General features: G+C 60.0%; 11 protein-coding genes and 2 pseudogenes. 6 read left to right on the plus strand and 7 right to left on the minus strand.

Annotation, left to right across the window (positions count from 1 at the left end):
- Nucleotides 1-32: 32 nt before the first annotated feature.
- The 5 genes from ACYZTU_RS17720 to ACYZTU_RS17740 all read right to left on the minus strand — a co-directional run bounded on the left by ACYZTU_RS17720 (nucleotide 33) and on the right by ACYZTU_RS17740 (nucleotide 4763).
- Complete coding sequence (locus ACYZTU_RS17720) at nucleotides 33-278, minus strand: 4Fe-4S dicluster domain-containing protein (protein WP_007946457.1); 246 nt, start codon at nucleotides 276-278, stop codon at nucleotides 33-35.
- Nucleotides 279-303: 25 nt separating this feature from the next.
- The gene (locus tag ACYZTU_RS17725) at nucleotides 304-2034 is read right to left on the minus strand and encodes a fumarate reductase/succinate dehydrogenase flavoprotein subunit (RefSeq protein WP_461971082.1); all 1731 of its coding nucleotides are present in this window, start codon (nucleotides 2032-2034) and stop codon (nucleotides 304-306) included.
- Between the two features lie 11 nt (nucleotides 2035-2045).
- A complete protein-coding gene (locus ACYZTU_RS17730) occupies nucleotides 2046-2798 on the minus strand; it encodes a GntR family transcriptional regulator (protein WP_461964530.1) in 753 nt (250 codons plus the stop codon).
- Nucleotides 2799-2893: 95 nt separating this feature from the next.
- Nucleotides 2894-3859, minus strand: coding sequence for a Gfo/Idh/MocA family protein (locus ACYZTU_RS17735; RefSeq protein WP_461964531.1), 966 nt, complete (start codon nucleotides 3857-3859; stop codon nucleotides 2894-2896).
- Nucleotides 3860-3875: 16 nt separating this feature from the next.
- Nucleotides 3876-4763, minus strand: coding sequence for a Dyp-type peroxidase (locus ACYZTU_RS17740; protein ID WP_461964532.1), 888 nt, complete (start codon nucleotides 4761-4763; stop codon nucleotides 3876-3878).
- Between the two features lie 167 nt (nucleotides 4764-4930).
- Here ACYZTU_RS17740 and ACYZTU_RS17745 point away from each other — a divergent pair, with 167 nt between their 5' ends.
- Nucleotides 4931-5230: a hypothetical protein gene (locus ACYZTU_RS17745; protein ID WP_461964533.1), complete on the plus strand. Its 300-nt coding sequence runs from the start codon at nucleotides 4931-4933 to the stop codon at nucleotides 5228-5230.
- Nucleotides 5231-5681: 451 nt separating this feature from the next.
- Here ACYZTU_RS17745 and ACYZTU_RS17750 read toward each other — a convergent pair whose 3' ends face one another.
- Complete coding sequence (locus tag ACYZTU_RS17750; protein ID WP_461964534.1) at nucleotides 5682-16559, minus strand: peroxidase family protein; 10878 nt, start codon at nucleotides 16557-16559, stop codon at nucleotides 5682-5684.
- A gap of 696 nt (nucleotides 16560-17255) precedes the next feature.
- On the opposite strand from ACYZTU_RS17750, the gene ACYZTU_RS17755 reads away from it, so the two are divergent.
- From ACYZTU_RS17755 to ACYZTU_RS17770, 4 genes are all read left to right on the plus strand, one after another.
- Complete coding sequence (locus ACYZTU_RS17755; protein ID WP_461964535.1) at nucleotides 17256-18992, plus strand: type I secretion system permease/ATPase; 1737 nt, start codon at nucleotides 17256-17258, stop codon at nucleotides 18990-18992.
- Nucleotides 18993-18998: 6 nt separating this feature from the next.
- The gene (locus tag ACYZTU_RS17760) at nucleotides 18999-20339 is read left to right on the plus strand and encodes an HlyD family type I secretion periplasmic adaptor subunit (RefSeq protein ID WP_461964536.1); all 1341 of its coding nucleotides are present in this window, start codon (nucleotides 18999-19001) and stop codon (nucleotides 20337-20339) included.
- A 1-nt stretch (nucleotide 20340) separates the two neighbouring features.
- Nucleotides 20341-21669 (plus strand): TolC family outer membrane protein, encoded by a 1329-nt coding sequence (locus ACYZTU_RS17765; protein ID WP_461964537.1) that lies wholly within the window; start codon nucleotides 20341-20343, stop codon nucleotides 21667-21669.
- A 100-nt stretch (nucleotides 21670-21769) separates the two neighbouring features.
- Complete coding sequence (locus ACYZTU_RS17770; RefSeq protein ID WP_461964538.1) at nucleotides 21770-22006, plus strand: hypothetical protein; 237 nt, start codon at nucleotides 21770-21772, stop codon at nucleotides 22004-22006.
- A gap of 165 nt (nucleotides 22007-22171) precedes the next feature.
- Here ACYZTU_RS17770 and ACYZTU_RS17775 read toward each other — a convergent pair.
- Nucleotides 22172-22816 (minus strand): annotated as a pseudogene (locus ACYZTU_RS17775) (malate:quinone oxidoreductase); the annotation flags it as partial.
- Nucleotides 22817-22883: 67 nt separating this feature from the next.
- Here ACYZTU_RS17775 and ACYZTU_RS17780 point away from each other — a divergent pair.
- Nucleotides 22884-23270: pseudogene (locus tag ACYZTU_RS17780) on the plus strand (PAAR domain-containing protein); the annotation flags it as partial.
- Nucleotides 23271-23402: the final 132 nt, after the last annotated feature.

Consider the following 23402-nt stretch of genomic DNA (forward strand, 5'->3'; position numbering starts at 1 on the left):
CGGTGTTGCCGGGTAGCTGTTAGAGCAGTGTTTCAACGCAACAGATAGGGAATCTCGACCTTCACCGCCCCGGTCGGGCAGTCCTTTTCACACGGCATGCAGTACCAGCATTCGTCGAAGGCCATGTAGGCCTTTTGCGTGGCCGGGTTGATCGCCAGCAGGTCCATCGGGCACACATCGACGCACACGGTGCAGCCTTTGTGGGCAATGCAAAGGTCCTCATCGACAGTGACCGGAGCGTTGGAGCGGAAGAAGATTTCCTGGGGTTGATAGGCCATTTCGCGGTCTCTCTTTTTGTGATGCTCAGGCCGCAAAGGCACCGACCCGCAGCCGGTCGTAAGCCTGCATTTCATCGGCGTCCAGCGGGATGATGTAGGGCTCGACGGCTTTCTTGAAACTGGTCATCAGGCCGTTTTCATCCTTCTTCAAGTGGCAATGACAGAACCAGTCGCTGTCGTTGCGTTGCGGGTGGTCGACCCGATAGTGATAAAGCCCCCAGCGACTTTCGGCACGGAACAGCGAAGCACGGGCCGCCATTTCGGCGCAGTCGCGGATCATGCTGACTTCCATGGCGCGCATCAGTTCGTGGGCGTTGTGGGCCTTGATTTGATCGAGATCGCGCTGGATATCGCTGAAGCGTTGCAGGCCGATCTGCATCTTCTTCGTCACTTTCGGCGGTTGCAGGTAGTCGTTGACGAAGCGCCGCAGCTTGTACTCGACCTGGGCTGGCGGCAGGCCGTGTTCGCGGTCCAGCGGTGCGTAGACCCGGGCTTTTTCTGTTTCGATCTGCTGGGCATCGACCGTTGAAAACTCGCGTCCGGCAACAAAGTCCGCCGCGTTGGTACCGGCAAACCAGCCGTAGGTAAACGCTCCGAGCATGTAGTTGTGCGGCACCGCGGCCATGTCACCCGCCGAGTACAAACCTTTGACCGAGGTTTCCGCCCGCTCGTTGACCCACACCCCCGACGCCGAGTGACCGCTGCAAAAACCAATCTCGGAGATGTGCATCTCGACCATTTGCGTGCGGTAGTCGGTGCCGCGATTGGCGTGAAACTGGCCGCGACTCGGGCGTTCGTTGCTGTGCAAGATCTCTTCGATGTTCTGGATGGTTTCCTCGGCCAAATGATCGAGTTTGAGGAATACCGGGCCGTTGCCGCTTTCGAGCTCCTGGTGGAACTCCCACATCATCTGGCCGCTCCAGTAATCACATTCAATGAAGCGCTCGCCCTTGTTGTTCGCGGTGTAGCCGCCCAACGGACCGGTGACGTAGGCGCAGGCCGGGCCGTTGTAATCCTTGATCAGCGGGTTGATCTGGAAGCATTCCAGGTTCGCCAGTTCTGCCCCGGCGTGATAGGCCATGGCGTAACCGTCGCCAGCATTGGTCGGGTTTTCGTAGGTGCCCATCAGGTAACCCGAGGACGGCAAACCCAGACGCCCGGCGGCGCCGCAGCAGAGGATCACGGCTTTGGCCTTGATCACGTGGAAGTCGGCGGTGCGGCAATCAAAGCCCATTACACCGTTGACCGCGCCCTCTTCATCCGTCAGTAAGCGGGTGCAAACGAGCCGGTTGGTGATGCTCACCCGGGCCCGTTTCAACTGGCGGTACAGGACTTTTTTGATGTCATGCCCTTCCGGCATCGGCAACACGTAGGCACCCATGTGGTGGACTTTCTTCACCGCGTAGTCGCCGGTCTCGTCCTTCTCGAACTTCACGCCCCAGCGGTCTAGCTGCTCGAGGGTTTCGAAGCTGTGGGTCGCGTAGGCATACACCGCCGCCTGATTGACGATGCCGTCGTTGGCGATGGTGATTTCTTTGTTGTATTGCTCCGGCGTAGAGTGACCCGGAATGATCGCGTTGTTCAGGCCGTCCATGCCCATGCTGATCGCGCCGCTGCGCTTGACGTTGGCCTTGTCGATCAGCAGCACGCGCAGATCGCGGTTGCGTTCCTTGGCCTTGATCGCCGCCATCGGTCCTGCGGTGCCGCCGCCGATCACGACGATGTCGTATTCCTGTTCGAGCGTGTTTCTAATCATTGAGCTGCTAGTCATGCCTGCGCCCCTTTTTGCCGGTCGATCCGCAGGCGGTACTGGAAGGCATCGCCGCGGTAGTAAAGGTGTTCGAAGTCCACGGGTTGGCCGCTGGCGTCGTGGGTCAGGCGTTCGATGCGCATGATCGGCGAGCCGGCTTCGACGTTCAGCGCCTGGGTCAAATCGCTGTCGGCCAGCACCGCGTCGATGGCCAGGTCTGCATGACCGAGGGTCAGGCCGCAGTCGTTTTCCAGGATCAGGAAAATGTCGCGAGTGACCAGATCGGCCTTCTCCAAACGCTCGCCGATGGCCTTGGGCAGGTAGGTGATCTCCAGGGAAATCGGCTCACGGTTGATCAGCCGCACCCGTTTGATCTGCGCCACGGTCTCGCCTTCGGCGACCTGCAAACGCTCGGCGACGAGCTTGTCGGCCGGTATGAATTTGAAACTGCGCAGGCGGTTGATCACCTCGTAGCCGCGGCCGGTCATGGACTCGGCCAGGCCTTGCAAGGTGCTGACGTTCTGGAAGGTTTTAGGCTTGGCGACGAAGGTACCCTTGCCGTGGATCTTGAAGATCAGCCCTTCTTTCTGCAGATCACCGAGGGCCTGGCGCACGGTGATGCGGCTGACTTTGAAGAGTGCGCCGAGTTCGCTTTCGGAAGGCATCTGGCTGTCTTGCGGGTATTCACCGTCGAGGATGCGGGCACGCAGCACGTCGCGCAGTTGGGTGTGCAGCGGGACACTGCTCAAGGATAGAACGTTATCGGTCATGGCAGATCACTTGTTATAACGAGTTATGACGTGATCTTAAAGTTCTAATAGCAAGCTTGAGAAATACTGTTTGAGCATAAGGTTAGATGCGGGAATCAGCGCTTGAGGATCTGGTCCATTACCCAATCGGTTTTCAATGCCTGTTCGGCTACCGACGGATGCTGCGCTTCACCCCGAATGTGCGCGTTCATGCCCAGCACGTGATGCCACTGGATGTGCGGGTGATTGTCGATGTGCAGGCTGAGGTTTTCATCGGCTTCAAGCTGAACCGGATGTTCATCGAATACGGAAAAGGTAATCCGGCCTTTGCTACCGATCAGTTCGACGCGATCTTCGCGGCGATCTGCAACAAAATTCCAGCAGCCCATGCCCAAGGCCCCGCCAGCAAAACGCCAACTGGCGCTGACGGCGTCTTCAGCGGCATATAAACCGGCTTGCCGAGCCGTAAATCCGGCGACTTCGACGATGTCACCAAGCAGGTACTGGAACAGATCGAAGCCATGGCTGGCCAGGTCGGCGAAATAACCACCGCCAGCAATTGCCGGGTCAGTTCGCCAGTTATCGGTGCCATCCTGATCCGCCGCCGATGGCGCTTTCGTGAGCGTCCAGGTCAAGTGCCGGACTTCGCCGATCCGCCCCTCTTCCAGCCATTGCCGCACCTGCTGGAAGCGCGGCAGCGAGCGACGGTAGTAAGAAACAAACAGGTGCAGCCCAGCGTCGGCAAAGACCTTTTGCATTTCACGGCTTTGCCCGGCATTCAGCGACATGGGTTTTTCGACGCAGCAATGTTTGCCGGCGGCGGCCACCCGCAAGGCGTAAGCGTGATGACTGTCAGGTGGTGTGGCGATGTACACCGCGTCCACCTCGGGATCGTTGATCAGCGCTTCGACGTCGGTGTAGAACCGAGCGATGCCGTGGCGCGCGGCGTAATCCGTCACCGCTTCCAGACGCCGGCCCATCACCGCCACCAGCGCCGAGCCAGGCACCTTGTAGAAAGCCGGCCCGCTCTTGCGTTCAGCGACGCTGCCACAACCGATCATGCCCCAGCGCACCACGTTCATATTCACTCCTTGATGGTTAGCCGACGCGCAGTGCGCGCAGGTCCAGATGACCGTCCTTGAGCGGCGGGCACCAGTAGTAGCCGCCGGTGATCGGCCGGCTGATGCGGTACAAACCGTCGGTGATGCCGTCTTCCAGACCGCTCATGCGGCGCAGTTGGGCTTCGAAGGCGTCGAGGGAGAAACCGAAGGCAAGGAACATCAGGCCGGCGCGGTCGCCTTCGATCCAGGGCATGGAACGGCGCACCACGAATGCCTCGGGGGCGAAGCTTTCCTGGGCGGTGCGTTTGACGTGCGCAGAGATCGGCGCGTCGTCGATCTCTTCGTTGTCGCTCAAACGACGGCCCATGATGTTGTCCTTCTCATGGGAAGGCATCGCGTGGAAGCCTTTCAGATCATGCTGCCACTGCTGGATCGCGGCGAAGCTGCCGCCGACCATTCCGTCAGCGCCGTCACTTATCAGCGCGGCGGCGACGGCCGCTTCGTCGTGAGGGTTTTCGGTGCCGTCTTCGTAACCGGTCAGGTCATGGCCGATGAGGTGGCGGAAGGTTTCGTTCATCTGCACCAGGCGCAAGGCGGGTGCCAGCGCGGCTTCGATGGCGTTGCTGCGATTGAGCAATTCGCCTCGGTCGACACCGTGCAACCAGCACCACAGGGCGTGCTGGGTCGACGGGTTGTCGACACCGACACCGGTCAACGCGGGAAAGGCGCGCAGGCCTTCGATTTGCCCTTTAAGGGCCTTGACCAGGGATTCACCGAAACCGACCACTGCCGACTTCCCGTCTACCAGCCCCTGCAGATTTTCCAGCGCGGCCGGCAATGCAGCGGCAGATTCGAGTGCGAAGAACATATGACGGGCTTGAGGCGGTACTGGGGTGGCGAGAATGCCCGGCTGGTAGTAACTCATATGAACTCCTTTGGAAAGAGCGCGAAGTTTAACCGCAGCATCAGCCGTTGTGTGTTTTCAGGTCAAAAGATCACGTTTCTGGAATGTATAAAAACCTCGAGCCCGTCTAATCTGAGTAGAGTACGACCACAAACACGCCTCTAGCCTCTTGATACAGGGGAAATGGGATGACCGGAAAAACAGCGCGCCCATGCTCGTCATGGCTCCTACTCTCCCTGCTCGCCATCAACCTGGCGCTGACAGCGGGATGTGCAGGCAAAGCTGCCACGTCTCGCTACTCGGCCTCAAGCATAGGCTCAAGCTGCTATGCAAAAGCGCTGCCCACTGCCGGCGAGGGCGGCCTGGCTTGGGGCTCCACCTTGAGCATGGCGCGCAAAAAATCCCTGGATAATTGCATACGCTATGCCGGCCGATCCGGCGGCACGCCGAATACCTGCAAAGTGGTGTTGGCGGAGTGCAAAAATTAATAGAGCGCCAGCGAAGCATTGCCCTACCCACGTTGAGAGAAATCCCCCATAAATGGGCGGTATTACCCGCATCCTATTTCAACTTTTTTGATGGAGAACTGGCCAAAGAGTCAGGCTGCCCCGCGGGCGGGGATTTATAGACTGTTCAATTTTTTTGGCATAGAGAATGCTGTGCGTTCACTAGCGCACTCATTGAGAGTTTGAAGCGGTGCCACTGGAAAAACAGCTGCGCCGAAGATCAGGCGCGCATTGCCAGCCCTTCCGAGGAGTCACTTTCATGCGCATCGAGCCGCTAATCCTCACGCTGGTACTTATTCTTTTCATTTTTGCGATAGGGGCAGCCTGGAGTCTTATCGGCTTGTTCAGCAGTTAAGAGTCCGTGTAAAAAAGGGAGGGCATCCATGCCCTCCCTTCCGCTTTCCACGCGTCTGCAACAGTACTGATCAGGACCTCAAGTGGCGAGAATGAAGTCTGCGGCAGTGACGGTTGTTGCATCGGCCACACCGACCAGGCGGATGGAGTCAGGTCCTGCGTAGCTGAGCAAGGTATCCGCACCGACATCGGTGATGATGACGCTGCCGGCAAAGGTCGCAGCAGTGACGCCGAACGCGGAAATATCGAGCCGGTCCTGGCCTCCCACCGCGTCGGCATCGAAGCCGATGATCTGATCGGTCCCGAAGCCCGCTGCGAACATGAAAATATCGTTGCCACTGCTGGCAACCATCATGTCGTTGCCGGCACCGCCAGTGACCGTATCGTTGCCAGTACCGCCATCGATAAAGTCATTGCCAGTGCCACCGTTCAGGGTATCCGTGCCAATGCCACCGAACAGTTGGTCGTTGCCGCCGCCACCATTGAGGGTGTCATTACCCACCCCGCCGGTGATGACGTTGTTCAACCCGTTACCGTTACCGACGAAGTTGCCGACTCCGGTGTAGGTCAGGTTCTCGACATTACCGCCCAGCGTGTGGCTGGCCAGCGAAGTCTGCACGGTGTCCGTACCGCCACCCGCCACCTCGACCACCACGTCTAAGGCTGCATCGACGACGTAGGTATCGTTGCCGGCGCCCCCCAGCATCCGGTCAGCACCTGCACCGCCATTGAGGAGGTCGTTACCCACCCCGCCGGTGATGGTGTTGGCCTGCGCGTTACCGGTACCGGTGAAGTCACCGGCGCCCGTATAGGTCAGGTTCTCGACGTTGGCACCGAGCTGGTAGCTCGTCAGGCTGGTTTGCACCAGATCGGTACCACCACCCAGCGCCTCGGTGACAAGGTCACCGACGTTGTCGACCACAAACGTGTCGTTGCCAGCACCGCCGTTCATGGCATCCGCGCCGAGCCCACCGTTGAGGGTGTCGTTGCCGTCCTCGCCATTGAGGACGTCGTTGTCGTCTCCGCCGTTGAGGATGTCGTTGCCAGTGCCGCCAAACAACTGGTCGATACCGGCCAGGCCATTCAGCGTATCGTTCCCGCCCAGGCCAAGCAGCACATCGTTTCCTAGGGTGCCGGTGAGGGTGTTCGCCAACTCGTTGCCCTGCAGCACCACGCCCAGTGCCGCAACCGCCACCGTCGCCGCCGAGGTCACCGACTCCAGCGTACCGAAGCCATCGGTGTAGCGCACGATCACTCGCAGTTGCAGATTGACCTGCGCCGCACCAGGGGTGAAGGTCGCAGCGGTGGCGCCGTTGATGTCGGTGAAGGACGCGCCGACACCTTGCTGCCACTGGAAGCTGAAGGTGCCCAGCCCATCCAGATCGGCAATCCCAGCCGTCAGCGCGGTCAGCACCTGCCCTTGATCCGGTGTCGTATCGCTGATCAGCAACGCGCCTGTCGGTGCATCGTTGACGTTGGCCACTGGCCCCAGGATGTTGGAGGAAACGCTTTCGGCCGCACCGAAGTCATCCACGTAACCGACCACCACGCGCACTTCCTGGCCGACCTGAGTCTGGCCAAGCGCGAACGTGCTACCGGTAGCGCCGTCGATGTTGACGAAGCCAAGCCCGTTGCTCGCCTGCCACTGGAAGGTGAACTGCGGATTGCTCAGGCCATCAACGTCGATGATGCTCGCCGGGTCAGCGGTCAACAGCTGGTTCTGCACTGCAAGCCCGGTGACGGTCGGCCCTTCAGTCGGTGCATCGTTGACGTTGTCCACCGGCCCCAGGATGTTGGAGGAAACGCTTTCGGCCACACCGAAGTTATCCACGTAACCGATCACCACGCGCATTTCCTGGCCGACCTGAGCCTGGCCAAGCGCGAACGTGCTAGCGGTAGCGCCGGCGATGTTGACGAAGCCAAGCCCGTCGTTCGCCTGCCATTGGTAGGTGAACTGCGGATTGCTCAGGCCATCGAGGTCAATGATGCTCGCCGGGTCAGCGGTCAACAGCTGGTTTTGCACGGTAAGCCCGGTTATGGTCGGCCCTTCGGTCGGTGTACTGTTCCCAGACGAGTCGACGATCTCCAGCGTGCCCTTGGCATCCTGGTACACCGCCCGGACGCGGATGTTCAGACCCGCCACATCGTCCGTCACCCGGTAGGTGGTGCCGCTCGCCCGCGATGCCTCGCCAGCGGCGACGAAGGTGATGTCGTCATAGATGCCCGAGCCGGCAATGGTTTCGACCTGCCAGTAGTAAGCCACCCCACCGGTCACCGCGCCGGTCTGATTGGTCACGCTTTGGTTGTCCGCGTCGTGTACCGCCCGATCACTGACGCGCAACAACTGGCCGGCGACAGGCGTATCGTCACGCACACCGGTAGCGGCATCGAGGATTGCCAGATGGCCCGATGGGTCGTTGTTTTGCGCGGTCCCCACTCCGGACAACTGCGCAACGTCAGCGAACTGCAGTCTCTCGATGCCCGTCAAGCGATCGACGCCATCACGCCCCGCCACCGAGTCGGTCACAATGACCGTGTCGCCATCGATCTCGACGCTGTATTCCCCCGCAGTACCGGAGAACAGAGCGGTGTCGAAGCTGTCGGTGCCGGTCAGAATCTCCCGCACGATGACCAACTGGCCCGGGTTGTAAGTACCGTTCAGCATAAACGGCACCAGTGGCTCCATGCTGTTGAACGTGGCGATTTCCGCGCCAGTGCCGTCAGCGTTCGCCCGTACGCTGATGCGTACGTTCAGCCACTTGTCACCGTCGATGATGTCGTCACCACCGCGACCTTCGATCAGGTCGCTGCCGCCACCGCCGAGGATGATGTTGCCGCCGTCGAAGAACGTCGCTCCGGCGGGCAGCAGATCAGCGAGGCCATTGATCAGGTTGATGTTGGTCAACACACTGCCGGTTGCACCCGCAGAGGGCAGAGACGTGGCATCTTCGTTGTCACCGCGCAGGAAGTCACCGTGGGACGAACCCGACAGACCTTCCATGATGTCGAAACTTACCTGCGCCGAAGCACCCGAACCCGGCAGCGGCGGAACATCGAAAAAGCGGTCGGTGAAATCGATGGTCACGCCTTGGGCGAGCCCCTTGAAGGTTGCCCAGTCATAGCCAGAGCCGCCGATATAGCGGTCACCGAAGCCGAGACTGCCAACCATGATGTCGTCGCCACCTTCGCCGTTGAACTTATCGTTCTCGTTACCGCCGATGAACACATCGTGGCCGATGACAGGGTCGTTGCCGAGCGGGTCGAAGTTGTCGCCAGGTGCACCGTCCGAGGTGCCCTTCTCGATCCAGTCGTCGCCTTCGTTACCCATGTCCTGTTCGTTGGCTTTGCTACCCAGGATGAAGTCGTTGCCGTGGCCACCAATGGCCTCGGAAGCGTCTTCACCGGTCACGATGAAGTCATTACCGAACCCGCCAATGATCAGGTTGACGCCGTTGCCACCGTGCAGCACGTCGTTGCCGTCGCCACCCTGAATGTTATCGTCGCCGCCGCGGTCGCTGATGATGTCGTCGCCGGCGCCACCGCGCAGTTGGTCGTTGCCGTCACCGCCTTCGATGCGATCGTTGCCGCCGTCACCCCAAACCGTGTCATCACCTTCACTCGCGATGAGGATGTCTGCATTGTTGGTGCCGCCCAGCACGATGTGCTCTTCACCTGTGTATTTGATGTAGTTGGCGTCCGGCCCCGCGGTCAGCGGGTTGTCGCGGAACACCACCTGCTCGCCGTTCTCGCCAAGCGGATCGGCGTTGCCCAGGCCATCGTTGTACTGCTTGCTCTGGTCCCTTTCCAGATAGAACGCCGGGTCCGAGAACACCAGCCCCGGCAAGTGAGTGGCCGAGGTGTTGGCCATGATCAGCTTGGCGAACGAGTTGCTTTCCAGTTCGGCATTCATCGACAGGCCAGCGGTACGCTCTAGATAGTAGAAGCGGTCACCGTCCTGCAGTTTTTCCAACTGGTTCTCGAACACGAAGTTGAAGGTCGAGCCGAGCATGCCGCCGAACGGAGTTTTCTCTTCGGCCAGGCCGCCGATCCAGAGGTCGATGGCATCGACACCCGTGACAGTCACACCCTTCAGATCGTCGGCAGTCCCCAGCAGCCCATCCTTGCCGGCCCGCGTCACGTTGGCCCAAGTGCCAGTGCCGTTGAGGAAGTCCAGACGGTCGGCCGGCGCACCCGTACCACCGAACACCAGCGCCAGGGCTGCAGCGCGTTTGCCTTCCAGCGTGGTCGCCGCCGTGATCGTGTCATGAGTGCCATAGGCCGCGATGAAGTTGATCAACGACTCTGGATGTTTGAGGTGCTGCACCAGGTCAACCCAACTGGTGTAAGGCTTGAGTTGGGTATCACCGGTTTGGCTGTAGATGTCGCGGCGGACCGCATTGAGCGAAGGAATCCCCACGTCGCGGCCACGGGCGATATTGATCGCCGGCAGGTCAAGCGGCAGGCCGAGCAGGTTACTGCGCAGCGCCTCGGTGACGAACTCGTCGATTTCGTTACCGGCTTGCCGAGTCATCCCACGCACGATCGCACTGGTCGCATCCTCGGGCGTTACGCCACTGGCGGCGTACGCCAACGGGTTGAGGAACGCCGCGATCAGGCCGAGTTGCTGATCAGGATCAGCACTGTTCGGATCGCCGACCACGTTGAAATCGACATCGAAGCGATCGACGGTCTCGGTCAGCATCGAGTGGCCAAACCGGTACACGGTGTGGGCGAACTCGGCGACGATCGAGGCATCGAGGTCAACGTCATAGACCTGGGTCGGTGCGAAGAACAGGTCGACGTTAGGCTGGATGGTCCGGGCAAACTCCTCGAACACCAGGTGCTGATACTGCATCTCGGTGCCGAACTTGGCAGCTTGGAACAGGCGCTCGCCATTCCACACCAGCGCATCGATCTCCGTCTGGTTGGCGGGCAAACCGCTCACCGGGGTCAGCAGCCACTCGTTGAGAAAGGCCAGGTCATCCGAATCGAGCACGGTGTCCTTGGTCTGCGCGACCAGCCGATTGTGCTCGGAGTGGAAAATCGCATGCACCGCGGTCAGGCCAATGTTCTCGTTGACCCGGCCGTCGCCAGCGATGTAATGCGCATCGAGCAACTCGTTGTCGTAGGCCAGGTTGGCCCCGGTGTGCGGATTGGCCGGCACTGCGTTGCCAATAGCGGAATCAGCGTCAGGCACGAGCACGCCACTGCTGAACACCGGCGCTGCATTGTGGGCAATGTCGGCGAGGAACTGGTGACCGGTGCGCACAGCATTGGTCAGGCTAATGGGGGAAAGCGGATTGCCTTCGACCAGAACGTCATCAGCCGTGCCGCCCAGACCGTCAACCCCCTTCATCACGACCATCGGGAAGCCGTTCGGCCCCTTGATGAAATTGCCATAGGCGTCGGTCGCCAACAGCGGCGAGTTATCGACGTCGGCATCGGTCAGGTGGATACCCAGAATGTCGTTGGCCTGCGCCTTGACCACCTTCCAGGTCGCCATACCACCGATTTCGCTGTCGTCTGCAGTCCCAAACTTGCCGTCCGCCCCCAGGTCACGGTTAGTGATCAGTCTGCCGGTCGCGATCGGGCCGTTGTCGGTCAGCTCATAACCGCGCAGGAACACCTGATGCGACGGGTGCGAGCTGTAGGTCTGGTTTTGGTCCACGAATGGCGACGTGGTGTTGGTGTGTTCATGGATGTCGTCGGCCGTGCCGAGAACGCCATCCGCCCCCGGCTGGTTGGTCGCGCGGGTCAGCACCATAAAGTTGGTGTGGCCACCTGGCACATACAGTGGATCATCCGGTTGCAGCGGGATGAAGATGGTGCCCGAACCGCCCTTGGTCAGCAGGTCCAGCCCATGATCGAAGAACTGCCCGAAGAAGGTCATCCAGGCGTTGAACGGCGCGGACAACCCTGCGTCCGACGCGGTGTTCTCGAACAGGTACACATCATGGTCGTCGGCAGTACCGAACTGACCGTCCATGCCGGGGCTGGCGACTATCCGTGTGCCATCCTTGAGCACGTCGTCGTTATCCTCCGCGCCGAAGTTGAGCACACCGTCCGCACCCGGGTCGTAAGCCGTGGCGTAGGCCGCCGGGTTGTTCGACGTCTGGTCGACGATCAGATTACTGATGGTGCGCGGTTGCGAGTCAAACACGTAGCCGCTGGTCTGCTGATACGACGATCCCGGAATGGCCGGCGAGCCGGGGCCGAAGAAGCCGGCAGGCGCACCTTCCGCGGGATTGAAGACCGGATCGGTCACGCGCGGAAAGACGTTATCGGCGGCGCCAAACTCGGTGTTGTTGATGCCGTTGTGGTTCATCAGGTTGTTGTTCGAGCCATCGACCGCACGCAGGCCCAACGGCGCGCGGATATTCGGGATCAGCGAAAGGATGTCCTGACCGGCCGCGTCAGCCTCGGCAATCTTGATCTGATCAAGGATGAAGTTGAGGTCGGAGCGGACCATGTGAAGGCCCTCGCCGCCCTCGGTGGCATTGACGACGGGTGTCTGCGCCGTCGGCACAACCGGCGCGCCGGGTTCTACCACGGCAGTCGGCTGCGAGAACAGCACTTCAGTCGTGCCATGACCATCCTGATAGATCGCCTTGACCCTCAGTGACAGCCCGGCAAGATCAGGCGAGACCTTGAAGGCGGTGCCGTCTGCGCTCTGGAATGCCAGGTTACCGGCAGGCAGCAGAATGATGTCTTCGAAAATGCCGGTGCCCGGATCGGCTTCGAACTGCCAAAAGTAGGACACCGAGGCGTTGTTGATAAAACCCTGCAGATTACCCACCGCGATGTTGTTGGCATCGCGCACCCCGGCCACGCTCACCGTCAGCGTGTCGCCCACTGTGATTGCGCCGCCGTTTGCATCCGTGACGGTGGGTCTGCCGACCGGTTGTGCATTCAGCCCTGGCACCAGCACTTGCTGGGTATCGGCGAACTGCAGGCGTTCGATATGCAGCAAGGTATCGGTGCCGTCGCGACCCACTTCGGTATCGGTCACCGTCCAGACATCGTCCGCCACATCGGCCGTGCCGCGGGTGTCACGCGTCACCACATACTCGGACTGAAGCCCGGAGAAAATGGCGGTGTCGAAGGCCGCCCCGCCCGTCGAGGTGCCGGGCAGGATTTCCCGCACGGCCTTGAGCTGACCCGGGTTATACGTGCCATCAATCATGAACGGAATCATGTCGACCATGCTGTCGAAGGTGGCGATCTCGGGGCCGGTATGATTGACGTCACCGGCGTCATAGACCGCAATCCTGACGTTGAGCCATTTGTCGCCATCGATCAGATCATCACCACCGCGGCCCTCGATCAGGTCACTGCCATTGCCACCCAGGATGATGTTGCCCGTGGCAAAGCCGGTGGTCGGCAAACCGGCGTCGGCCAGAAACTGCTCCAGTCCGCGGATCAACGCCACATTGGTCAGCGCACTGCCCGTGGTGCCACCGTGGTCGACGATAGTGACCGCATTAACATTATCGCCCTTGAGCACATCGCCGAATTGCGAACCAGACAAGCCTTCGACCTCGGCAAATCGGTCGAGGATCGAGGCCGGCGACGCGCCGACCGGGTTGAACGGCCCGTTGTTCTGGTTTGGCGCGTTGCCGTGTGGCTGCGCCAGCGTAGCCATGGTCAGGTCAACGGTCACGCCGACTCTGTCATTTTTGTGGGTTACCCAGTCGAAACCGGACATGCCGTCCATATTGTCCTGGGCATCGCTGCCGGCAAAGATGTCATCGCCACCCTCGCCGATCATTTCGTCGAAGCCACCACCACCGACAAAGATGTCGTTGCCAATCGTATCGTCATTGAGCAACGGCGAGGCGTTATCGCCAGGCGCGCCGTCCTGGGTGCCTTTCTCGATCCAGTCATCGCCTTCGTTGCCGGTGGCTGGCAGGTTGGTCTTGGCACCGAGGATGAAATCGTCACCCTGACCGCCGAAGGTGATGCTGACGTCTTCGGTGGTGATGATGAAGTCCTGGCCATCGCCCCCCAGGATCAGGTTGCCTCCAACCAGCATGCTGCCGGCAACGATCACATCATTACCGGCGTTGCCTTCCAGACGGTTGTCGCCGAACGAGTCGGTGATGATGTCATCGCCCGCGCCACCCAGTACCGCATCGTTCCCGGCGCCGCCTTCGAGGCGATCGTTGCCGCCGTCGCCGTAAAGGGTGTCATCGCCATCACCGGAGACAATGATGTCATTGCCGGCGGTGCCACCGAGGACGACATGGTCTTCACCGGTGTATTGCAGATAATTACTGTCCGCGCCAACAGTGTTGGGGTTGTCGCGGATCACCAGCGGCACGATTTCCACGCCGTTGATCATCAAGCCGCCCGTCGGATCGGCTTTGCCGCCCGCGCCAAGGTTTGTGAACTGATTGGTCTGATTCACTTCCAGGGTGTACGTCGGCGTCAGGAACACGGTGTTCGACAAGTGAGTGACATCGGTGTTGAGCATGATCAGCTTGGCAAAGGAGTTGTTTTCCAACTCGGTGCCGAAGTTCAGCCCCGCGACGCGCGACAGATAGTAGAAGCGGTCGCCGTTCTGCAACGCCTCCATCTGGGTCTCAAACACGAAGTTGAACGACGAGCCGAGCATCCCGCCGAACGGCATCTTCTGCTCGGCGAGGCCACCGACCCAGAAGTCGATGTCGTCGACGCCCGTGATCGTTACACCCGTCAGGTCGTCTGCGGTACCCAGTACCCCATCCCTGCCGGCCTTCGTTACGTTGGCCCAGGCACCGCTGCCGTTGAGGAAGTCCAGGCGGTCAGCCGGCGAACCGGCACCACCAAATACCAACGCCAGGGCAGCATCGCGTTTGCCTGCCAGCGTAGTCGCGGCCGTAATGGTGTCATGCGTGCCATAGGCCGCGATGAAGTTGACCAACGACTCGGGGTGTTTGAGGTTGTCCGCCCAGTCAGCCCAACTGATGTACGGCTTGAGTTGGCTGTCACCGGTTGATTCGTAGAACTCACGCCGCGCCTCATTCAACGTGGGGATGCCAGTGTCGCGACCACGCGCCAGGTTCAGGGCCGGCAAATCGAGGGGCAGACCGAGCAGATTGTTGCGCAACGCTTCGGTGACGAACTCGTCGATCTCGTTGCCGAGCTGGCGGGTCACACCGCGAATGATCGCTCCTGCCGCTTCGTCCGCGGTAGCCCCGCTGCCGGCGAACGCCAACGGGTTGAGGAAGGCCGCGATCAGACCGAGTTGCGAGTCCGGGTTGTTCGGGTCAGTGAGGAGCGGATTGAATTCGGGGTCGAAGCGATCGACAGTCTCGGTCAACATCGAGTGACCAAAGCGGTACACCACGTGGGCGAACTCGGCGAGGATGGCCGGATTGATCGAGGTGTCATAGCCGTTGGGGGCAAGGAATTCGTCGATCTGCGGCTGAACGGTCCGCGCGAACTCCTCGAACACCAGGTGCTGGTACTGCATCTCGGTGCCGAACTTGGCGGCCTGGAACAGCCGTTCGCCGTCCCACACCAATGCTGTGATTTCGGCGAGTGTGGTCGGTATCGCGGCAACGTCGTCGACCAGCCACTCATTGAGAAACGCCAGATCGCCAGCGGCCAGGATGGTGTCCTTGGATTGCTGGACCAGGCGGTTGTGCTCGGAGTGGAACACATGGTGCACGGCGGTCAGACCGATGTTCTCGTTCGCCCGGCCATCACCGGCAATGTAGTGAGCGTCGAGCAGTTCGTTGTCGTAGGTCAGGTTTTTACCGCCCGCGCCAACGGGCTGCGCATTGCCGATATCGGCGTCAGCATCCGCCTGCAGAACCCCGCCGACGACTACCGGCGCGGCATTGTGGGCGATGTCGTCGAGGAAGCCATGCCCGGTGCTCACGGCGCTGGCCAGACTGATCGGAGCATCCCGGTTGCCTTCGACCAGTTGCGTGACGTCATCAGCCGTCCCGGCGATACCGTCAGCGCCGTTACTGATGCGCATCACCACCTGCGGCATACCGCTTGAGCCCCGCATGAAGTTGCCATACGCATCGGTTGCCAGCAGCGGCACGTTGTGCACATCGGCGTCGGTCAGGTTAATGCCGAGAATGTCACGGGCCTGGGCCTTGACCACTGCCCAGCTCGCCATGCCGCCATTTTCGCCGTCGCCATCATCGGCAGTGCCGAACTTGCCATCGGCGCCCAGATCGCGGTTGGTAATCAAGCGCCCCGTTGCAATAGGGTCACCTGCCGCGTTGAGGACGTACTCGCGCAGGAACACCTGATGCGAGGGGTGCGAGCTGTAAGTCTGGCTCTGGTCTACGAACGGCGAGGTGGTGTTGGGCTGGCCATCATCGGTAGTGCCGACAATTCCGTCCGCGCCGGCTGTACGCACTGCCCGTGACAGCACCATGAAGTTGGTCGGGCTGCCCGGCACGAACAACGGATCGTCCGGCTGCAACGGAATAAACACAATGTCGGTACTGCTTTTGCTGAGCAGGTCGAGGCCGTGGTCGAAGAACTGGCCAAAGAAGGTCATCCACGAGTTGAAGCCAGCGGTCAGACCGGCGTCCGGCGATTCGTTGGGGATGAAGAACACTTGCTTGTCGTCATCCGTGCCAAACACACCATCGAAACCTGGGCTGATCACCGGGTCGGCACCGCCGTTCGCCGCAACAGCGGCCGGGTTGCTGGCGGTCTGATCATTGATCAGGTTACTGATAATCCGTGGCTGCGGGTCGATCACCGACCCGGTCCCGGCATAGGCCGCTCTATAAGAGGCATCCAGCAGGCGCAGGAAAGAATTGTCCGCAGCGCCAAATTCGGTTTGCCCGGCGACCAGGTTGTTGTAGCTGCCATCGACGGTACGCAGGCCGAATGGCACCTGACTGTTGGGTAGCAAATCACTGAGGCTGGCGCCGTCGGCATGGGCTTCTGCGATGAAGATTTGTTTGAGAATGAATTCCAGGTCCGACTTGTTGAAATTGGCCATTTAGATTGCCCTCGATCTCTGTGGGTGAGGACACGGGACGATAAAAATCCTCCCGCGCCCAGTCAGGTGCTGGCTTGCGCAGTGTGTTGGTTCATTTTTTTGGCGAGAGCTGGCTCGGGATGGCAGAGCCGATACATGGCTCCCCCCGGGATGCGCGCCTGGAATTCGCGAAAGAATGGCTCGCTGAGCGATTAGGCAGAGCGAATCCGAGCCCTGGGTGGGCCATGGAAACTTGAAGAAAAGGCGAATTTCCGGAACAGCCCCTTCACTCTGCAGAAGAACGAAATAATCGACATGGTGTGCTCCTTCGGGAACATCATCGCGCCTTGCGCTGCCAAAAAGTTGACGGGCTTCAGGCGGGCGGTTCCCTCAATTGAGTAAGACTAAAGGTGCATAGCAAAAAATTGTCAATTTTACGACGGATAAAACAGACGATTGGTAATTGACCTCTCAACTAGCTGTTTTTAAAAAACTTATAGGCAGTTCGTCGCAACATTAGAGCGAAACGTTATTTCAGATTGTGTCGACGCCACCTACGCTGCTGGCTATGGAAGCAACGCAGAGATTTGCAGGAGATTCGCCCTAGAGCGACCACCCTGCGTATCGACCAAGCTGCCTGCGGAACTACATCTGTTAGCTGTTTATTAGCTGTTGCGCCGCAAGGGCAAACGGCTTTTTCGAAGAGGGGTCAATCAAATGCACAAACAGTCGAGCATTCGATCCGAACTGGCTGACGCGCTTTTTCGACTTCGCCGCAGTTTTTACTCGTTGGCAGGATTCAGTGGCGTCATCAACGTCATGATGTTGACGCCAGCCATTTACATGCTGCAGGTCTATGATCGGGCCTTGGTCAGTCGAAACGTCACAACGTTGACGATGTTGACCATTCTGGTAATAGGACTGTTCTTGCTGATGGCCACGCTGGAAATGTTCCGCACCCGCGTGCTGATCCGGGTCGGCAACTGCCTCGACATGGACCTCAATCGACGCATTTTCACCGCAGCATTCGAGCGCAACCTGAGCCGCGCCGGAGGTAATCCGGCCCAGGCCCTGCAGGATCTCGCGCAGGTGCGTCAGTTCCTCACCGGCAATGGCCTGTTCGCTTTCTTTGATGCGCCATGGACGCCGATCTACCTGCTGGTCGCCTATCTGATCCACCCGCTGCTCGGACTGATCACGCTGATCGGCTCGCTGATTCTGGTGGGCCTGGCTTATCTCACCGAGAAGGCGACGCAAAAGCCGCTGGCCGAAGCCAATCAGGCCGCCCTCTCCTCCGCCAGCTACGCCAACAACAACCTGCGCAACGCCGAGGTCATCGAGGCCATGGGCATGCTGCCGTCGATCGGCAAGCGCTGGTACCAAAGCCATTTGCGCATTCTGGAAATGCAGACCCTGGCCTCCGACCGTGCCGCCCTGATCAGCAGCACCGGGCGCTTCGTGCGTATTACATTGCAGTCGCTGATCCTCGGCGCCGGCGCGCTGCTGGCGATCGAAGGCAAGATCACCCCCGGGATGATGATTGCTTGCTCGATCCTCACCGGCCGCGCGCTGGCCCCGGTGGAACAAGTCATCGCGTCGTGGAAGCAGCTGATTGGCTGCCGTTCGGCTTGGGGCCGGTTGAACGAGATGCTGAACGAGTATCCGCGCCGGCCACCGAGCATGTCGCTGCAGCGGCCGCTGGGCATGCTGGCGGTGGAGAATGTGTATGCCGGTGCCCCTGGCACCAGCAACACGATTCTGCGCGGGGTGAGCTTCAATCTTTCCCCCGGCGAAAGCCTTGGCATTATCGGTCCATCCGCCTCGGGCAAATCCACCCTCGCCCGCCTGTTGGTCGGCGTCTGGCCGGCACAGGCCGGCAAGGTGCGCCTGGACGGCGCGGACATATTCACCTGGAACAAGGGCGAACTTGGCCCCTGGCTCGGTTACCTGCCACAGGACGTGGAGCTGTTCGAGGGCACCATCGCCGACAACATTGCGCGCTTTGGCGAAGTGGACAGCGACGCGGTCATCCGCGCCGCCCGGACTACTGGAGTGCACGAAATGATCCTGCGTTTAGCGCAGGGTTATGAGACCCGTCTGGGCACTGATGGCAGCCCGCTTTCCGGTGGCCAGAAGCAACGCATCGCCTTGGCCCGCGCGCTGTATGGAGAACCCAATCTGATTGTGCTGGATGAGCCGAACGCCAACCTCGACGACGTCGGTGAAAAGGCCTTGGTCGATGCGCTGGCCCAACTCAAAAACCGCGGCGCCACCGTCATTCTGATTTCCCACCGTCCCAATGTGCTCTGCGCCGTCGACAAGGTGTTGATGCTGCGCGACGGCGGCGTGCAGATGCTCGGCACTCGCGACGAAGTATTCGCAGCGCTGCGCAAGGCCAGTGTGATGCCTGCAGGCGCGTCAACTCCGCTGGCCTCCGTCAAAGCACGGGAGTAACCGATCATGCAAATGAGCCAAACCACCGAGATGATTCACGCCGATCCCAGGAATGAGGTGGATCTGGACGTCGGCAAACCCATGCGCTGGGGCATGTGGCTGGTGCTCGCCGGCTTCGGCGGCTTCCTTCTGTGGTCCTGGCTGGCGCCGCTGGATGCCGGCGTGGTCGCGACAGGCACGGTCAAAGTCACCAGCAATCGCAAAGCCGTACAGCATCTGAGCGGCGGCACCGTGGAGGCCATTCTTGTTCGCGAAGGCGATGCAGTGAAAAAAGGCCAGGAGGTGGTCCGTCTCGACTCGCTGCGTGCCGTTGCCGAACAGGGTGCGGTCAGCGCCCAGTACATCGTCAGCAAGACGGTGGAAAACCGCCTGGAAGCGGAACGTGACGGCCGCGATGTGGTGAACTACGATCCCGAATTGCTCAAGCGCTTCGGGAATGACCACCGCCTGGTGGCCGCCATGAATCTGCAACAACGTCTGCTGGACACCCGGCGCGCCGGCCTCGCTGGCGAAATCAGCATCCTGCAGGAAAACCTCGCGGCGTCGGCGGTGCAGCTCAAGGGACTGCAGCAGGTCTATGGCTCCCGCGCCTCGCAGATCAACTTCCTCAACCAGGAACTAAAAGGCACCCGCGTGCTGGCGGCCGAAGGCTATGTGCCGCGCAACCGTCTGCTTGAACTGGAACGCAGCAATGCCGACCTCTCCGCCGGCCAGGCCGAGAACCTTAATAACATCGCTCGTATACGTAGCCAGACCACCGAAATCAAGTTGCGCATCCTGCAGCGCCAGCACGATTACCAGAAGGAAGTCGAATCGCAGCTCACCGACACCGCCAAGGAAAACACCACCCTGGCCGACCGCTTGCGTGCGCTTGACTATGAAGTGACCCACACGGTAATTCGCTCGCCGATCGATGGCATCGTCCAGTCCCTGAGCATTGCGACCATTGGCGGGATCATTCAGCCCGGCTTCAAGATTATGGAAATCGTTCCGGACAACGAACCGCTGCAGGTCGACGCGATGATTCCCGTGCAGGCGATCGACAAGATGGTCCCCGGCCTGGCCGTAGACATTGCCTTCCCGGCCTTCAACCATGCCCAGACGCCGAACATACCCGGCCGCGTGAAAACCGTTTCCGCCGACCGCCTGCTCGACGAGGAAAGCAAGGAACCGTTCTACCTGGCTCAGGTAGAAGTCACGCCCGATGGCATGAGCCTTCTTGGCAGCAATCACATTCGTCCCGGCATGCCCGCCAGCGTCACCATCAAGACGGGCGAGCGCAACATGATGAGCTATCTTCTCAAACCGATGCTCGAACGTGTCGACAGCGCCTTCAAGGAACAATGAAATGGACCGTCATTGCCTGATTTTCTGCCTGCTAGCGCTGTCCCTCCCGGCCAGCGCCATGGACCTCAAACAAGCCTGGGATCTGTTGCAGTACCAGGGCCCCGTCTACCGCGCGGCGGTGCATGAAAAAGAGGCCGGCCTGGAAAACCGCGCCATCGGCCAGGCCGGCCTGCTACCGCAGATCAGTGCCTCGGCCTACGACAACAAGGTCAATGGCACCCAGCGCCAGAGCGGCGTCGAAAGGGATCTCAACTACGACTCCAAGGGCGCTAACGTGCGCTTGCGCCAGCCGCTGTTCAACAAACAGAAAATGGCCGAGTACCGCCAAGGTAAACAGCGTGCCGACTACAGCGTCGCGGTGTTCGATGCCAAGAGTCAGGACGCCGCGGTGCGCCTCGCCGAAAGCTATTTCGACGTGCTTTTGGCCAGCGAAACCATCGTCCTCGCCAAGTCCAAGCTGAGCGCCTTCGATGAGCAACTCGCCTCGGCGAAACGGCGCATGGAGCTGGGGGCCGGCACCGTCACCGACATCGACGAGTCGGTCGCTCGCCGCGACCTCGCCGCGGTTGAGCTGATCGAAGCGCAGGACAACCTGGTCAATGCGCGCCGCAAGCTTGAGGAGCACATCGGAGAAACCCCCGAATCCCTGACCACCTTGCGTCCGAGTTTCAATACGCCACCGCTGCTACCGAGCAACCTGCAGGACTGGTTGGTCAAAGCCCAGAGCGACAGCCCGCTGATCCATGCGCGCCGTCATAGCAGCGACCTCGCCGAAGAAGAAGTAAAGCGCGCCAGGGCCGGCCACTGGCCGACACTGGATTTCGTTGCCGGCTACACCGCGGGCGATAGCCAATCAATCTCCGAGCTCAATCAACGCAACCGCTACGGCTCAATCGGGCTGGAAGTAAACTTCCCGTTGTACAACGGCGGTGGCACCAGCGCGTTGACACGCCAGGCGAGTGCCAATAGCTATAAGGCCCTGGACGAACTCGACGCCACGCGCCAGGAAGTCATCTCCGGCACCACCCGTGAGTATCACGGTGTACAGAGCGGCGCCACACGTATTCAAGCGCTGGAGAGGGCAGTGGAGTCCAACGAACGCTCGCTGACTTCGACACGCAAAGGCTTCAAAGAAGGAGGCACCAGCACCAACTCGGATGTCCTCAATGCCGAAGAGCTGCTCTTCGTTGCGCGCCACGATCTGTTCGAGGCCAAGCTGCGCTACTTGATGTCGCGCCTGCGCCTGGCCTCTTCGGTGGGCAGTCTGGGCGACGACGATATCGACCACATCAACGACTACCTCGGCCCGGAACTGTTGGTCACCAACTGACGTTCACAAACTCAGCATGAAACCCGGGAAGTCATTTCCGGGCTCTACTTGCTGACTCCCTCTTCTGCGTTTCTGAATGGTTACAAACAGTATTGATTTTATGAGTGTTATTCTGGGCGAGAAATTCGCCACGCCTCCACCATGGACCGCATTCGAGGGGTACAACCCTTCCTGGTGGGGAGGTGATATGCAAGGCGCTCAGGGTTACTACAATGACAACTACTTCCTTCCCTTCTTCTCTCGATTGAGTGATTTAGAAAAACAGAAGTATTACGCAAGATTCGAAGCTACAGATGAATGGATAGAAAGCCTGAATTTGACGTACGGCGATGAGTGAATCTGACGTGTTCAGGTCTGCTCCGCAGCCCAGCGGGAGCAAGCTTCCTCGCCACAGGAACGGTGTCAGTCTTGAGATTTGTGCGGCCAACAAGTGCTGAATACCAGACACAAAAAAGCCCACTGACCGCTACGCGGTTCAGTGGGCTTTCGATTACGCCTCTAGTTACAGAGCCATATCACGAGCAGCATTAGCCTTCGGCGCCTTAGGCGCTACAGCCGGAGCAGCAGCCGGGGCCACCGCCTGACCCATCACCGGCGGCGGAGTCAGCTGCAACACCTTGGCGGTGTAAGCCCACTCCTGTGCAACCTTCTCAGGACTGCCATTGAGCTGAGTGCCATAACTCGGCACGATCTGATGCAGCTTTTCCTGCCAGGCAGGCGATGCAACCTTGTCCTTGAACACTTTCTGCAGCACGGTCAGCATGATCGGTGCAGCAGTCGAAGCGCCCGGCGATGCGCCCAGCAAACCAGCAATGGTGCCGTCTGCGGAAGCAACGATTTCAGTACCCAACTTCAGCACGCCACCGGCAGCTTCATCACGCTTGATGATCTGCACGCGCTGGCCGGCTTGCCACAAGCGCCAGTCTTCAGCCTTGGCGTTTGGGAAGTATTCTTTCAGCGCGTTGAGGCGGTCCTCGTCAGACAGCATCAGTTGGCCAGCAAGGTACTCGACCAGCGGGTATTCCTTGATGCCGACTTTGGTCATTGGCCACACGTTGTGCGTGGTGGTGGTGGTGGCCAGCAGGTCCAGGTACGAGCCTTCTTTCAGGAACTTGGTGCTGAAGGTCGCGAATGAGCTAAAAAGGATAGCCATGGTTGTCAGCAGATTCTTTGTGTAACAATCCTCCACTCCACATTTTACAAGGATGTTCAAAATGGCTGGCAAACCTGCTGCCCGAGTCACGGACCCTACTAGCTGTCCGCTTCCCGGCCATGGGGTTAATCCCATCGCCGCAGGCTCCCCCGATGTTTTCTTTGAAGGTTTGGCTGCTGCTCGACAAGACGACAAAAGTGCGTGCGGCAGCCCCATTGTCGGGGAGGTCGCCTCTACCGTTCTGATTTACGGCAAACCCGCCGCAACTGTGGGCAGCGTCGGTGCCCATGGTAATAACGTTGTGAGTGGCTCCGGAACGGTGATCATAGGCAATTCCCACACGCCAGCGGATTTCGTCCCGCCTTTACCGATGCCGCTGTGGTTGCAGCCATTCAATGAGCAGTTTCGTATTCTCGGAAGCGACGGCCAGCCTCTTGCCCATGTGCCTTAACACATCAAAGATGAGGCGGGTCGGGTTTACACTGGTTTTTCTGACGAATCAGGGCATACACCACGAATTACTACAAAGAAACAGGAAATACTTGAAATCACCACGGGCGTTGCCGCGCTTGAAAAGTGG

The organism is Pseudomonas sp. HLT2-19-2, from assembly GCF_054898005.1.